Raw genomic sequence first — 15,219 nt, forward strand, 5'->3', positions numbered from 1 at the left:
AGTGCGCATTATGTATATTATGTTAAATAGGATATCAAGTAACGATATCCTTGTGTGGGATCCTATAAATCGCTCTTTCCATGCTCCTCTCTTAACTTTTGCGTTATCAGATTAGTTAAGAATGCCTATTTAACAGTATTCTCGATTTACCATAAAATAGGCAATTAACACTAAATTAAAATACGTCCTACACATTACACATATTCATTTTGCTTGAGACTTAAATTTATCATTAATTACTTATAGACAAAAAAATGGACAGCTTTAATGGCTATCCATTTTTATCAACCTAACGCGAATATTATAATTTATTCGTTGTTTCTTCCTTTAGGTTTTGATATTTACTTAGTATTAAATCTAGTTCTTCAGGCTGTATTGGTTTAGCTAAAAAGCCATTCATACCAACTTGATGATAAAGAAATTGATCATCAAGCATTACATTTGCTGTTAATGCCACTATTGGAGTGTTGATATTGAGCTTTCTTATCTGTTTAGTTGCTTCTAACCCATCTAAAATAGGCATTGATATGTCCATAAGCACTAAATCAAACAATTCGTGACACTGTAACAGTTTTAGTATGGCTTCTTTACCATGGTTAGTTATCGTTACCTTGTGCCCACGTCGTTCTAGCATTAATTTAGCAACGAGTTGATTTGTTGGGCTATCTTCTGCGAGTAATATATTAAGAGAAAAATTTGATGGTATTATTTTTTCCTTTGCTGGATTTGGTGTTTGATAAATTGCAGTAACTATTGGAAACGTTACTTTAAAACAACTACCAACATCCATCTTACTCTCGAGGCTAATATTACCATGCATTTTTTTGATCAATAATTCGCTAATAGTTAATCCTAACCCTGTGCCACCATACTTACGTGTAATGCTGCCATCAGCCTGATGGAATGGGTTGAAAAGATTATCTTGTGCATCCTTAGAAATACCAATGCCCGTATCAAAGACAGACACTTCAATATTATTATCTATTTTATTCGCGACGATTTTAACTGAACCAATATCTGTAAACTTAATCGCGTTACCAATAAGGTTAAACATGATTTGAACAATTCGATTTTTATCAGAAAAAATATATTCTGGAATTGAATTATCAATATAACACTCTAATAGTATGCTTTTTTTATCAGCTTCTGGTTGAAGCTGATTTTTTACTAGTGTAATGCTCTCTAAAAGGCTTATGTTACTATTAAATAATTCGAAACTACCTGATTCAATACGAGATAAATCAAGGATGTCATTAATGATGGTCAAGAGTAAATGTGCTGATTGCTCCATTTGTCCCAACCATTGTTGTTGCTCATTCTCTAGGCCTGAAGAAGACAACATATCCATAAAACCTAGTACGGCATTTAGTGGTGTGCGAATTTCATGGCTCATCATTGCGATAAATTGAGACTTTGCTTTGTTAGCTGCTTCGGCTTGTTGACGAGCTTGCTGTAAATCAAATAATCGTTTTTTTCTTACGCTTATATTTTTTACAGTACCGCGATAACCAAGCAATAAGCCATGTTTATTATAATAAGGTGTACCACTAAAACTGAGCCATTGTTCTTTTTTATCAATAACTAGATGCCACTCTAAATCTTCAAATGATTCGTTTTTTTGTAATTGTGAACAGAATTTTTGTTTAAAATCCTCATGACCATCAAAAAAATCTAAAATATTATTCTTATCTATTAAATGGTTAGCGATTTGAGATGCTGAAATATAACTAAACTTATAATCGGTATCAATTTCCCAGAACCAGTCACCCACAGTACGAGCAAAGTCTTTAAACCGTTGTTGGCTATATGTTAATTCCTGAGTACGTACAGTAACTAATGATTGTAATCGTTCTCGGTAGTCAATATCAATGATTGCACGTTCAAGTAATGGTCTGAATCTATTAAGAACACGACGGCAACTGGTTGTGAAATGTCCTTTTTCACAGCTCATTAAAATAATCATCGCATCGCCAGAACTGATTTTTACACCCGTAATTAAACTCGAATGACAAATATTCAACAAATCAGGACTTTTATTTTTAAATTCTTCAATATCTTTAGGTGAATATAAAGCGATACATTCACCATTTATACAGCGATTAAACGTACTACTGACTTGCCAATGATTAAAATCAAATGTAGAAACAGTACTCATTAATACTTGTAAATCAGATGCTTCATCATCCCGAGTTAAAACGATTGCGTTATCAAAGGCAATGAATTTTCTTAATACTTCTAATAAGCTATTAAAAACTTGACGCTTATTATTCGCGCCAGCCATTGCTGAAACACCTTCAAGGATCGCTGCATTTTCTATACGTAACTGACTTTCTCTTTCTTGTGTTCGCTGAAGATCTAACAATGTTTCTTGCAGTTTCTCTGCGTCAAAACCAATCATTCAATTAGTCCCTATGAAAAACAACAGCAGAAATCATCAAATTTCCATGAGCATTTTCACCCGTAATAAATTGCCCTTGTTCACCAAAAGTGAAGGGACAAACAAAGGGTTTATTATGCATTGCTATATTTACAAATGATGCGACTTCTTTCATTCGCTTTTGAACTTTAAGCATACAGCCCGCGCAATAGATTGTTATCCCTCCAATTGGATTTAATTTAGTTCCATTTGTTGCAGTAATAACACGTCCAGCCCTGGTTATTAAACGCTCATCGGTGCCCGACATAAAATATAAACGCTCCCCTTCAATAATTGAGGCAAACATTTTTAATCCATTAGTTTGAGTGACCATTAAAGGATGCGCTAATTTAAAATATGGTAAATCATGAATAGTCCCAACCAAACGGCCTAGAGGATTTAAGCTACTTTCATTAATAATACTGCTATTTGTTTCAAACTTTTGTTTTATCCATTTTTGATAGACATCAGCTGCAGGTTCATAATCTAGTTCAATAAGTTCACGACCACGGACTTTTGTCGCAATAGCTGAATGTGCCGTTGCTGCATAACCAGAATGGAAGGAAAAACTCACCTCACAGTTTGGATAAAAAACAGCAATACCTATACCCTTTTGTGTTTGTTGTTCTTGGTTAAATATTTGCCATTTACCCTGAACATTATCATCAGCAGCACTACCACCAATGATTGCAATATTTTTCCCAACAACATCTTCTATACCTCGAATGACTTCTTCTTCATTACCAGGGGTTGCATGAAGTAATATTAATGTTGGTGATTCACCAAGGCGTCCACTATTATTAATTGCTTTTAGAATAGCTTGTCGGGCAATATTAAAAATAGATCCATTAGAAGAAACAATAGATGTTCCATAAGCGCCAGATATATCATTGATAGCCCAAAGAGCAATTCCTTGTCCATTAATATACCCATCTTCTGTCATGAATCCCTGACAAGATGAACATGCAAGAAATCGTGTATCTGGATAGCGTTTGGTTAATACTGATTGTAAAATATCGTAATTATAATCTTCCGAAAAATACAACAATAATAATGAAGGCGGTGCTATCTTTTCATCCAATATATTGATTGCGTCAACTATTGCATCATAAGAATCATCTAATACTGAAAAGCTTGTTGCAATATCCATAGCCATATCTTTTTATATTTTTCCTTATCATAATCATTTTTTCGAATACAATCAGTAGGCAAATCATTTTTATTTGTTATTTTTCCCCTTATCATTAATAATTAACCTGTTATCTCCTATCATAGTACAGTTAATAGACTCATCGAGTGTTATATTACATTCAATTGTTCAAAATGTTATCTTGGTTACAACTAACACTAGCAGTATTGAAAATATTTACACTTGAAAATATTAAGTAATCGTCATTGATATTAATGCAATACATCAACTTATTGCTGACAAGTCTAAAGTACATTTTTGACCAGTAGATATTGCTAATAAAAATAACAATCATGTTTATTATAAATGATGTTATTGCACTCAAGTCGGATTTATTACAGGATGGATTTTAGAGATTGATGGCAGAATACCAAGAAAAACAAAATAACATCGTTTATTTTATTTAGTAACGGTGAATTCAGATGAATAGATATTCTGGTTAATTTTAATATCAATGTTCCATGTCATCTTATTATGAGTAGATTGAGGAACGGTAAACTTCCCAACCCAACCATTCTTTTGTTGCGTAAATATAATAGGTAAGATCCCCATATTCATAGTAACACCACTAACGCTTGCACTTGGATTAATATCAACTGGGTTAATATATAATTCTACTAATGTATTTGCTTGTAGTTTTGTTTGAGACAAACTTACTATTATCTTCTTATTATTAATATTAAAGAAACAATTACCTGTATTTAAATTACAGACACTTCTTTGTACTGTAGTCTTTGACTTATATGTCACTGTTCTCCAAACAAAAGCACTAATCAAAATAATCATTAAAATAATAATTTGAATTAATCGTCCTCGAGTTAATTTTTGTGCTGCCATCTTGTATTTATTCCTTTTTATTCTTTTGGAGAAATGCTTGAACTAAAAATATGCCACATCTGATATTAACAACTAATCTTATAAGACGCTGATATTTTTCTTATTTAATTACATAGGTATAATAATAAATAATATTAACTAGTATAACATTACCAATGATTAAAGGTTATTATCATTGTAGTGAACCCATACCTATAAACCTCACTTTAACATAAAGATTCAAGGTGAAATATTAAAGCTTTAACAATAGATATGGATATTCCTGCTTCTATTGTTTTGTTGTTTATTTATAGTACAAGCTTATATGCTACGTTTACTAAACAAGCCGAAGTATATTTTGAATCAATCTTTGAGTTTACTATCCCTCATCATTGGTCGATTTTTAGAAATGGATACTCATCGACATGTAGTAGTTATGAGCGCTAATTTATTAAAACTTGTCCCAACAATGGCACTCTTACGTTTGATAAACAGATTATAACTAGATCATCAAAAAGTGACATTGTCACTGTTTTACAAAAAAATATCTACCGGCTGATGGGCGTTCTTATTAAAGGATTAACCACTATAGACAAATCAATGTTAACCGGTGCATTCTAAATGTTAGGATATTAACATGTGTTAGAAATAATGCATAAAGTGAATTATGTCATTGTTGTTCCCTATATTATAGTTATAGGAGTGCCAGCAAAATCAATTATTTTGTATCAAATTATTTAAGATTATTTAAATAAATGGCAAATATTTACATGTTAATGCCTCTTTAACTCTTATTTTTATCTTACTATTACTGTTTGTTATGGGCTGTACTGAGTAATAAATTTAAGAATTTAGATTATCAAGGTCACAATATTTTGCTTGATGATGGTAGAAGAAAGCCTCAAAATCCACCTCAAAACATGATAAAAGATAAGGTTATATTGCTAACATCTGCTCATAATCGAACTGATTTTTTTAACAACATTGCTTAACCAGAGCTGGTTATTGTATTAGTCTACACAGTAGCATTGCTGCAGTTGTTACAATAGGAATGCTAAATAAGCGGTAATATTATTAGGTGTATTTATTATATTACAACATAGGTAGAATAATTTTTCACATGATGGCATGCTTATTATAAGTCCCATTTTTTAAGTTACCACATTAAGCTAGTCAAATAATTCATTGATTTTAATGCAAATTTTTACTTATCTGATGATAATTATCTTAGGATTATACATTGAAAAATGGTGGGTATGCCTTACTTAGATTGAACGTATTGGACATCTATTATGGTATTTTATTTTTTATAACCAAATATTCCTTACCCTTATCCTACCCGTTTAAAACAATCCCTTGGGGGTGATTAGGTCTATTTTATTTTCATATGGGTTGCCATTTATAGAGGTGCTATATATGAAGTGATAATCATGTTTGCTCTTTGTCGAGGAATATTACCCACTAAGTTAGCAATTAGATCTATAGTCGATAAACTAAAATTTTCATTAAATATACTGACATCAAGCGAATAAATGGATTTTTTATCATCATTTATAGAGCCCATACTGGTTATATTGCAATCAATCAAATATGGTAAGGTTTTTAATACTCGTAATATTGCTTCATAATATGTTAAAATATTGACCTACATCAAATTGGTTAGACAGGCATATGATCTCAGACAAATTTACTACAAAACGTATTCAATCAGGTGGATGTGCTATTCACTGTCAAGATTGCAGTATTAGCCAGCTATGTATTCCATTCACTTTGAATGAATCTGAGTTAGATCAACTGGATCAAATCATCGAACGTAAAAAGCCAATCCAGAAAGGTCAAGAATTATTCAAAGCAGGAGATGAACTGAAATCATTGTATGCTATTCGTTCAGGTACAATTAAAAGTTATACCATTACAGAGCAAGGTGATGAGCAGATCACTGCATTTCATTTAGCTGGTGATTTGGTTGGATTTGATGCTATTAATGAAATGCAACACCCTAGTTTTGCACAATCACTAGAAACATCAATGGTATGTGAAATACCTTTTGAAATTCTTGATGATTTAGCAGGTAAAATGCCGAAGCTTCGCCAACAAATCATGCGACTAATGAGCAGTGAAATTAAAGGCGATCAAGAAATGATTTTATTGTTGTCTAAGAAAAATGCTGAAGAACGTTTAGCTGCTTTTCTTTACAACTTATCATTACGTTTTTCTCAACGTGGCTTTTCACCTCGCGAATTTCGCTTAACAATGACACGTGGTGATATTGGTAACTACTTAGGCTTAACTGTCGAAACAATCAGTCGTTTATTAGGCCGTTTCCAAAAGTCTGAAATGTTAAGTGTTAAAGGTAAATATATTACAATATTAGATCATGATGAATTAGCAAAGCTTGCTGGTGTAAGTAAGAATAATAATTTATAAGTCTATAATATCCTACCTAACCTCTTTATAAGCAGGTACTTTTTAGTACCTGTTTTTGTATCCACATATAACCGTTTATTATCCCATTTTTACATTTTATTTCTCAAACTACTCCCCATATTGATTACTTTAGAGTACAGTAAATAACATGTTATTTTTTAATCACTTGATTTAAAAGTGTATCTGATAAATACAATGGTAAATGTGTTTTTTTATTCTTATTCATTAAGAAAAGAGATTATGCCGTAGGGAGACATTATTATGCAAAAATATAAAAACATACTTGTTGTCGCAGATCCTGAACGAGAACAACAACCTGCAATATCTCGTGCTATTCATTTAGCAAAAGCTTGTAATGATGTAAAGATTATTGTTTTCCTCGCTATTTATGATTTTTCTTATGAAATGACATCAATGCTTTCTTCTGATGAACGTGACGCAATGCGTCGTGGTGTCGTTATGCAACGAGAAGAATGGCTAAAAGAAATCATACAACCACACATAGACCAAGGCATTAATATCGAAATTAAAGTCGTATGGCACAACCGTCCTTACGAGTCCATTATTGCCGATGTTTTCAGTCAAGAGATTGATCTACTAATTAAAGCAACGCATGAACATCCAAAATTGGGATCTGTTATCTTTACACCAACAGATTGGCATTTATTACGAAAATGTCCAATTCCTGTATTATTGGTAAAAGGCGAAAACTGGCCAACCAATGGTAATGTTATCGCTTGTGTGAATTTATCAGCAGAAGATGAAACACATGAAGATCTTAATGACAAGATAGTAAAAGAAGCGATTGCCTTCTCATCGATTACTCATGCTAATGTTAATTTAGTTAATGCTTATCCTGCTACCCCCGTTAACATTACCATTGAATTACCAGAGTTTGATCCTGCTTCATATACAGATGCTGTTCGTGGTCATCATCTAATGACAATGAAAGCTTTACGCCAAAAGTATGCTATTGATGAAGAACAAACCTATGTTATAGAAGGTTTGGCTGAAGATGTAATTCCACAAGTTGCAGATAAAATCAATGCAGAGCTTGTGATCCTTGGTACGATAGGACGTACAGGATTATCAGCCGTATTTATTGGTAACACTGCAGAAAATACAATCGATAGTCTAAATTGTGACTTACTGGCTTTAAAACCTGATGGTTATATTAGTCCATTAGCGCCAACGTCTATTGATGAGTAAAGGCGACTATCAATAACAAAACGGCACCGACTCAATGAAGAGTAAGGTGCCATTTTTACTGACTTTTTTTGCCACTAACGGTAATTAAATGTTAGTAACATCAATGAACATACTTTCATCAATATTTGTTGATGATACTGTTGCTTCAGTGAAAGCATACTCCGCTCTCTCACCTTCACGATCCAATGGCAGATTAACAAAATCAAACAAGTTTTTATCTGCTAATTGGCTTGGGCTGATATTCTGAGTTGATTTAAAAATCGCATCAACACGACCAGGTGTCTTTTCATCCCAATCCATCAACATTGCTTTAATGCTTTGACGTTGTAGATTCTCTTGTGAACCACAAAGGTTACAAGGAATGATCGGGAACTGCTTATATTCAGCGTATTTGATTAGATCTTTTTCACGACAGTATGTCAATGGACGGATAACAACGTTACGACCATCATCAGAGCGTAATTTAGGTGGCATTGCTTTTAAGCGTGACCCGTGGAACATATTTAAGAATAATGTCTCAACGATATCATCTAAATGGTGCCCTAATGCAATTTTAGTTGCACCAATTGTTTCAGCAAAAGAATACAGCGTACCACGACGTAAACGAGAGCATAAGCCACACGTTGTTTTGCCTTCTTCTACTTTTGCCTTAACCACTGAATAAGTATCTTTATCGACAATGTAGTAAGGAATATTTAAGCTTTGAAAATACTCAGGCAAAATATGCTCAGGAAAGCCGGGTTGCTTTTGATCAAGGTTAACCGCGACAACGTCAAAATTAATTGGCGCTGCTTTCTTTAAATTAAGCAGAATATCCAGCATCGCAAATGAATCTTTGCCACCACTAATGCAGGCCATAACAACATCACCTTCTTCGATCATGTTGTAATCAATGATGGCGTTACCCATATTGCGGCGAAGACGTTTTTGCAGTTTGTTATATTCAAGTGTTTCTTTATGGTTATCTGTCTGATTCATTACTACTTCTCGAACTACCGACGACATCGATAGTAGAATTGCGGGATAAGAATTTATAGGGCATGAATTATACGTATTTTATTGTTGACTGGAAATAGCTATCCACAATAAAAAAGCCCAGCACACAATGGCTGGACTTTTTTACGATAAATAAATCAGTAGTTACTTAAAAAAACTCATTACAAATTTCTTAACTTGATCAATCAAACGACTAAAGAAGCTGCCTTGTTCAACTGGTTCTAATGCAACAAGTGGTTGTTTACCTACTTGTTTATCATCAACTGAATAAATGATTTCACCAACTTGTTGGCCTTTCGTTATTGGCGCTTCAAGTTCACTGTTCAATTCAACGCTAGCTGTTAGTTTTTTAGTGTCATTGCGTGACAGCGTCACATAACTTGTTTTATCTACACCTAATTTAATTTGGTCTTTATCACCAAACCATACTTGCTCAGTAATGATCTCATCACCCGCTTTATGAGGCGTTACTGTTTCAAAAAAACGGAAACCGTAATTTAATAATTGCTTACTTTCAATTTCACGTGTTTTGGTACTTTTTGTTCCCATAACTACGGCAATTAAACGCATGTCACCTTCAGTGGCTGAACTGGTTAAGCTATAACCGGCCCCACTGGTGTAACCGGTCTTCATACCATCAACATTCATGCTTGGATCGTAAAGCAAGCCATTACGGTTACGTTGCGTAATATTGTTATAGGTGAATGATTTTTCACTATACAATGGGTAAATGCTTGGCAAATCACGAATTAGCGCCTGACCCAATAAAGCAATATCATAAGGCGTGGTATATAAATCATCATTATCTAAGCCATGTGGGTTGGCAAAATTAGAATTGTTCATCCCTAATTTTTTCGCCCATGAATTCATTAAACTTACAAATGATTGTTCAGAACCTGCCACGTGTTCTGCAATAGCTACACTGGCATCGTTACCTGACTGAATAATCAAGCCTCGAAACAAATCCATTAGAGGAACTTCACTACCCACTTCAATAAACATTTTTGATGAATCAGGGAAGTTTTTTGCCCACGCATTACGGCTAATAACAACAAGATCTTTCGCATTAATATTACCTTGTTTCATTTCTTGGCCCGCAACATAACTTGTCATGAGTTTCGTTAAACTTGCAGGATTTAATTTTTCGTTTGCATCCTTCTCTACTAAGATTTTACCTGTATTGTAATCCATCAATACATAGCCTTTTGCACTTAATGTTGGTGCATCAGGTACAACGGTTGGCATTGCAGCAAACGCTGAAGATGATAAAGAGTAAAGCGCTGTAGCACCGACAAGCGACAAAAACCGAGTAGTCTTTTCCATGAGAGGCAAAATTCCTTTAAAAAACGATAAAATCAATCTACATAGCTATTAAGGACTTGCAGAAACCTAATAGGTATTGAGATTGGCAGCCAGTATATCGAAAAAATATAATAAAACAGGTCTTAGTAACATTGTCTTACCAATTCCTATCACTGATTACATTTATCACGTTAATTACTTTAAATATAAATCATTACGAGTAATTAACTACTTCTTATTTGATTTTTAATTAATAAATACTGCAGTGTTCGCATTTTTATTACTGAAGTAACAGAGTATCTCTATTAAATAGTTAAAGGTTGAGTTAAATTTATTGTATTGCTGTTTATCAATTAGGAACAAGTATGAATAATTACAATAAATTAGAACGTCATGCTAAGAAACTATCTCGACTTGGCCATCTTAATGCTATTTGTGGTTGGGATCAGGCTGCAATGATGCCTAATGGTGGTGCACAAGCACGTTCAGAAGCGATGGCTGAGCTTGCTGTTATTTCACATGAATTAGCCACTGCTCCTTACTTAGATAATTGGTTTGCAGACGCAGAAAAAGAACATCTTACCGCAGAACAACGCGTCAGCCTTGCAACCCTTAAACGTAATTGGATGATGCGGAATATTTTACCTGCCGATCTCGTTGAACAACAATCACTTACAGGTTCTCAATGTGAACATGCTTGGCGCTCACAACGTAAAGAAAACGATTGGGAAGGCTTTAAAGCCAACTTAAAGCCTGTGGTTGAGTTAGCTCGCCAAGAAGCGGCTATTCGCTCACAAGCCACAGGTTTAAGCCGTTATGATGCCCTACTGGACATTTATGAGCCAGGAATGACATCAGCGGTACTCGACGGTATTTTTGCTGACGTAAAATCATGGTTACCTCAACTCATTCAACAAGTCGAAGCTAAACAAGCGACAGAAGAAATATTACCGTTACCTACTCCGTTTGCTATTGATAAACAACAAGCACTAAGCCTTGATGCAATGACATTATTGGGATTTGATTTTGACCACGGACGACTAGATATTAGTACTCACCCATTTTGTGGTGGCGTACCAACGGATGTTCGTATTACGACTCGCTATGATGAAAATGATTTCACTTCTGCATTGATGGGCGTCATTCATGAAACAGGCCATGCACGTTATGAGCAAGGCTTACCACAACAATGGCGTGATCTTCCTATTGGCGAAGCTCGTTCAATGGGCATTCATGAATCACAAAGCTTATTTTGTGAAATGCAGTTAGCGCGTAGTCCTGCATTTAGCGGTTTATTAGCCCCAATGGTACAAAAATCGTTTAATTCCACAGAAGCGTCATTATCAGCAGAAAACCTTCGACTCATTAATACGCGTGTAAAACCGGGATTTATTCGTGTGGACGCAGACGAAGTCACCTATCCTGCACATGTTATTTTACGTTATGAAATTGAACGTGACTTAATTGAAGGTAAGATTGAGGTTGATGATATTCCAACAATTTGGGATCAGAAAATGACCCAATATCTTGGTGTTTCAACACAAGGAAACTTCACTGATGGCTGTATGCAAGATATTCACTGGACTGACGGTAGTTTTGGCTATTTCCCAAGTTATACCCTTGGTGCAATGTATGCTGCTCAATTTATGGCAACCATTAATAAAGAAATGAATGTTGAACAGCTTGTCGCTCAACGTAACCTAACGCCAATCTTTGAATGGTTACATGATAATATTTGGAGCAAAGGCTCAACGTTATCAACCGATGAACTAGTAGAAAAAGCAACTGGGGAAACATTAAATCCAGATCACTTTAAAAAGCACTTAATGGAACGTTATTTAAGTAAGTAACCATTATATTTTTCGAACCACACACAAAAATACATTATTTATTTTACTTAATTGTAATCTTTAGCAAAATAATATCGGTTAGATCACGGTTTCATCATCATTGTTTTTTATACTCTTTATCAACAAAGAGAAAGATAACCATTAAAGGATTTAAGAATGACGTATAAAGCAGCGGATCTAAATTACCATGGCGAAAATTGTGGTGTACATAACTGGATCACAGATGGCGGCCAATCATTCTATTGGCATCCGGATTGGCTACATATTGCTGAAGATGAAACTGGTCTTCATAGTAAGCATGAGATCGAAGTTGAGAAAGGCGGCGAAATTACTAAAGGTCACGCTGTTCATGCTATTTTAAAGCGTTTAAATGAAATGCTTAGTAACGATCACGACTAAATAATCAATCTGAAATAATAAACATTGCATTCTATTAGAGAAGCCACTATTAACGAGAAATAGATCGTTGATAGTGGCTTTTATTTTAATGGTTAGCGAGAAAAATTAGGCGTATCGATTTGCTGTGTTTTCTGCAACTTTTACAATCACTTTGACTGCAAGTTCCATTCCTTCAACAGTAATAAACTCATGAATACCATGGAAGTTATAACCACCAGTAAAGATGTTAGGGCAAGGTAAGCCCATAAATGATAGTCGAGCACCATCTGTACCGCCACGAATTGGCTTTATTTCAGGCTGAACATCACAATCAATCATCGCTTGCTGAGCAATCTCAATAATGTGAGAGAATGGTTCAACCATTTCACGCATATTATAATAAGAATCCGTTAGAATAAGCTCTACTCTACCTTGTGTCAGCTTGTTGTTCAGCTCGTCCACTTTTTGTTGCATGAATGCTTTACGCTTCTCTTGACCATCACGATCAAAATCACGAATGATGTAGCCCAATTCAGTGCGAGCAACCGATGGTTCCATTGATTTAAGGTGATAAAAACCTTGGTAGCCATCAGTACATTCTGGTGTTTCATCTGCAGGCATCATTAATTGAAATTGTGCAGCAATATTCATGGAATTAACCATTTTGTTTTTTGCTGTACCTGGATGAACGTTGACACCATGACAAATAACATCAGCAGAAGTTGCATTGAAATTTTCATATTCCAACTCACCAATCGGACCACCATCAATTGTATAAGCCCACTGCGCGCCAAACTTTTCAACATCGAATAAGTTTGCGCCACGACCAATTTCTTCATCTGGTGTAAAACCAATACAAATATTGCCATGTTTGATTTCAGGGTTAGCAATAAGATAAGCGATAGCCGTCATGATTTCAGCAACCCCCGCTTTATTATCAGCACCAAGCAGTGTAGTACCATCTGTCGTGATAATATTGTGACCGTGTAACTTATTAAGGTCTGGATACTGGAATGGAGACAGGATTTCATCACCTATTCCTAATGCGATATCACCACCACGATAGCTTTCAACAAGTTGTGGTCGAACATTTTTTCCTGATGCGTCAGGTGCTGTATCCATATGAGCGATAAAGCCAATTGTAGGAATATCACCATCTACGTTTGCTGGTAGTCGCGCTGTAAGGTAACCGTTACTATCGAGAGTAACGTTACTTAGTCCAAGAGCAAGCATCTCTGATTGAAGAACTTCCGCAAATACACGCTGCCCTACAGTACTAGGGCAAGAAGAAACTGCACCGTTAGATTGAGTGTCAAAACTTACATATTGTAAAAAACGTTCTATTAACTTATCCATAAAGTTACCTTTCTTGCTTGAGCTGACAGTTTATACCATCACTATTTATTATTAATCATATTATGATCCTATCGTAACGAAATGAAATTGAGATACATCATCATTAATGTTTATTTTTATTAGAGATATCCCTATTTTTGAATATAGATAGGAGGTTTATTTAGAAAGCGATTGAATGGGAATGTTAAAGATATTGATCTTATGATTTTAGATGTAATGTATAAAGTTATAGTGCATTAGAAGTAATACTTAAAAAAAACTCCTTATCTAAAGGAGCTTTTCTCATATTTTGATATGAAATTACGCATTAAACGTATCATTATCAATCGGCTCACTGACATTAGCATCAGCTTTTGATTCGGGTTTATTATCATCCGCATTAGGTACAGATGTAACCTGCAATGTAATGCCAAACATATTCCGATAAATAATTGCTTTCACATTAAAGAAAAAAGGTAATGTCCAAAGTAATCCAATTCCAGCCGTTATAATCGATATAAAAAAGAAAATCATGATGACTAAATAAATAGCGGTCATTGGCATCACTTTACGAATAGTTGCCATGAATGAATATTGAATTGCTCTAATTGGAGTTACTCGCTTCTCACACACAAGTAGAATGGCCATACTTAAAGCCATTGTTAAAAATAACCCCACTAGAGGAAAAATACTACTACCAATCCCCTGAATTGAAGAAATTAATAACATTGTAATGATAGAGACTAATGTGAATGAAAAACCTTTAATAATTTGACTTGGTTTAGTTGGTAGCCCGACAGAGTGATTAAGCGCCATTAAACTTACACCAACATACAAAGGCGCAATTAGTACATCAGACCAAAAGTTAGCCATAAAGCCGGCTTTTAAAATCTCAGCGGTAAACCCCTTCCCTGTAATAAAAGCATCAAAAAATACACTTGGATTTCCTAATTGTACTTTTAGGCTTAATAGCAACAATGCGATCTGTGCAATAAACAAACAAATAACAGCAGGTAAAAATTTAGTAAAATTCTTTGCTGTTATCTTAAACGCTTCTTGAAGAACAGCTATTGGTTGTAGATCAACATCGCCAACCATTGCTTTTTCAATTGAACCGCCAACGTGAAAACTTTTTTTAGTTGTCTCTTTCATACTCATATCATCATTATTCGGGTATATGTATTGTACGTTACTCATCATTGTACAAAAACACTATTCACGTAAAAATTTATTTCAATACCTCATTGCTGTATGAAAAACAAACAATAAATAACAAGTAAGGCGATATGTACTGCTTTCCC

11 protein-coding genes are annotated in these 15,219 nt (G+C 34.5%); 4 read left to right on the top strand and 7 right to left on the bottom strand.

What is annotated here, in order from left to right:
- Positions 1–301: 301 nt before the first annotated feature.
- From GLP24_RS12200 to GLP24_RS12210, 3 genes are all read right to left on the bottom strand, one after another.
- On the bottom strand, positions 302–2,398 hold the full coding sequence (locus GLP24_RS12200) for an ATP-binding protein (protein ID WP_232577406.1): 2,097 nt from the start codon (positions 2,396–2,398) through the stop codon (positions 302–304).
- 4 nt (positions 2,399–2,402) lie between these two features.
- The gene (locus tag GLP24_RS12205) at positions 2,403–3,566 is read right to left on the bottom strand and encodes an FIST signal transduction protein (protein ID WP_232578938.1); all 1,164 of its coding nucleotides are present in this window, start codon (positions 3,564–3,566) and stop codon (positions 2,403–2,405) included.
- A gap of 438 nt (positions 3,567–4,004) precedes the next feature.
- A complete protein-coding gene (locus tag GLP24_RS12210) occupies positions 4,005–4,442 on the bottom strand; it encodes a hypothetical protein (RefSeq protein WP_232616082.1) in 438 nt (145 codons plus the stop codon).
- Between the two features lie 1,650 nt (positions 4,443–6,092).
- Between GLP24_RS12210 and GLP24_RS12215 the strand changes: the two genes are divergently transcribed.
- Both GLP24_RS12215 and uspE read left to right on the top strand, forming a co-directional pair.
- Positions 6,093–6,848: an FNR family transcription factor gene (locus tag GLP24_RS12215; RefSeq protein ID WP_080157434.1), complete on the top strand. Its 756-nt coding sequence runs from the start codon at positions 6,093–6,095 to the stop codon at positions 6,846–6,848.
- A 261-nt stretch (positions 6,849–7,109) separates the two neighbouring features.
- Positions 7,110–8,057 (top strand): universal stress protein UspE, encoded by a 948-nt coding sequence (uspE, locus tag GLP24_RS12220; protein ID WP_232616083.1) that lies wholly within the window; start codon positions 7,110–7,112, stop codon positions 8,055–8,057.
- An 84-nt stretch (positions 8,058–8,141) separates the two neighbouring features.
- On the opposite strand, the gene ttcA is transcribed toward uspE, so the two are convergent.
- A complete protein-coding gene (ttcA, locus tag GLP24_RS12225; RefSeq protein ID WP_101768697.1) occupies positions 8,142–9,035 on the bottom strand; it encodes a tRNA 2-thiocytidine(32) synthetase TtcA in 894 nt (297 codons plus the stop codon).
- 162 nt (positions 9,036–9,197) lie between these two features.
- On the bottom strand, positions 9,198–10,376 hold the full coding sequence (locus tag GLP24_RS12230; RefSeq protein WP_152652672.1) for a D-alanyl-D-alanine carboxypeptidase family protein: 1,179 nt from the start codon (positions 10,374–10,376) through the stop codon (positions 9,198–9,200).
- A gap of 344 nt (positions 10,377–10,720) precedes the next feature.
- On the opposite strand from GLP24_RS12230, the gene GLP24_RS12235 reads away from it, so the two are divergent.
- On the top strand, positions 10,721–12,205 hold the full coding sequence (locus GLP24_RS12235; protein ID WP_232616084.1) for a carboxypeptidase M32: 1,485 nt from the start codon (positions 10,721–10,723) through the stop codon (positions 12,203–12,205).
- 156 nt (positions 12,206–12,361) lie between these two features.
- Positions 12,362–12,604, top strand: coding sequence for a hypothetical protein (locus tag GLP24_RS12240; protein ID WP_152652674.1), 243 nt, complete (start codon positions 12,362–12,364; stop codon positions 12,602–12,604).
- 105 nt (positions 12,605–12,709) lie between these two features.
- On the opposite strand, the gene pepT is transcribed toward GLP24_RS12240, so the two are convergent.
- On the bottom strand, positions 12,710–13,939 hold the full coding sequence (pepT, locus tag GLP24_RS12245) for a peptidase T (protein ID WP_101768701.1): 1,230 nt from the start codon (positions 13,937–13,939) through the stop codon (positions 12,710–12,712).
- Positions 13,940–14,239: 300 nt separating this feature from the next.
- Entirely contained in the window at positions 14,240–15,070 is an 831-nt protein-coding gene (locus GLP24_RS12250; RefSeq protein WP_101768702.1) for a hypothetical protein, read from the bottom strand.
- Positions 15,071–15,219 lie beyond the last annotated feature (149 nt).

The sequence above is a fragment of the Photobacterium carnosum genome (assembly GCF_021236965.1).
Classification (GTDB): Bacteria; Pseudomonadota; Gammaproteobacteria; order Enterobacterales; family Vibrionaceae; genus Photobacterium; species Photobacterium carnosum.

Bases quoted from the DNA above. Each gene is read 5' to 3' on its own strand.
- GLP24_RS12200 (WP_232577406.1), bottom strand. From the start codon at position 2,398: ATGATTGGTTTTGACGCAGAGAAACTGCAAGAAACATTGTTAGATCTT.
- GLP24_RS12205 (WP_232578938.1), bottom strand. From the start codon at position 3,566: ATGGATATTGCAACAAGCTTTTCAGTATTAGATGATTCTTATGATGCA.
- GLP24_RS12210 (WP_232616082.1), bottom strand. From the start codon at position 4,442: ATGGCAGCACAAAAATTAACTCGAGGACGATTAATTCAAATTATTATT.
- GLP24_RS12215 (WP_080157434.1), top strand. From the start codon at position 6,093: ATGATCTCAGACAAATTTACTACAAAACGTATTCAATCAGGTGGATGT.
- uspE (WP_232616083.1), top strand. From the start codon at position 7,110: ATGCAAAAATATAAAAACATACTTGTTGTCGCAGATCCTGAACGAGAA.
- ttcA (WP_101768697.1), bottom strand. From the start codon at position 9,035: ATGAATCAGACAGATAACCATAAAGAAACACTTGAATATAACAAACTG.
- GLP24_RS12230 (WP_152652672.1), bottom strand. From the start codon at position 10,376: ATGGAAAAGACTACTCGGTTTTTGTCGCTTGTCGGTGCTACAGCGCTT.
- GLP24_RS12235 (WP_232616084.1), top strand. From the start codon at position 10,721: ATGAATAATTACAATAAATTAGAACGTCATGCTAAGAAACTATCTCGA.
- GLP24_RS12240 (WP_152652674.1), top strand. From the start codon at position 12,362: ATGACGTATAAAGCAGCGGATCTAAATTACCATGGCGAAAATTGTGGT.
- pepT (WP_101768701.1), bottom strand. From the start codon at position 13,939: ATGGATAAGTTAATAGAACGTTTTTTACAATATGTAAGTTTTGACACT.
- GLP24_RS12250 (WP_101768702.1), bottom strand. From the start codon at position 15,070: ATGAAAGAGACAACTAAAAAAAGTTTTCACGTTGGCGGTTCAATTGAA.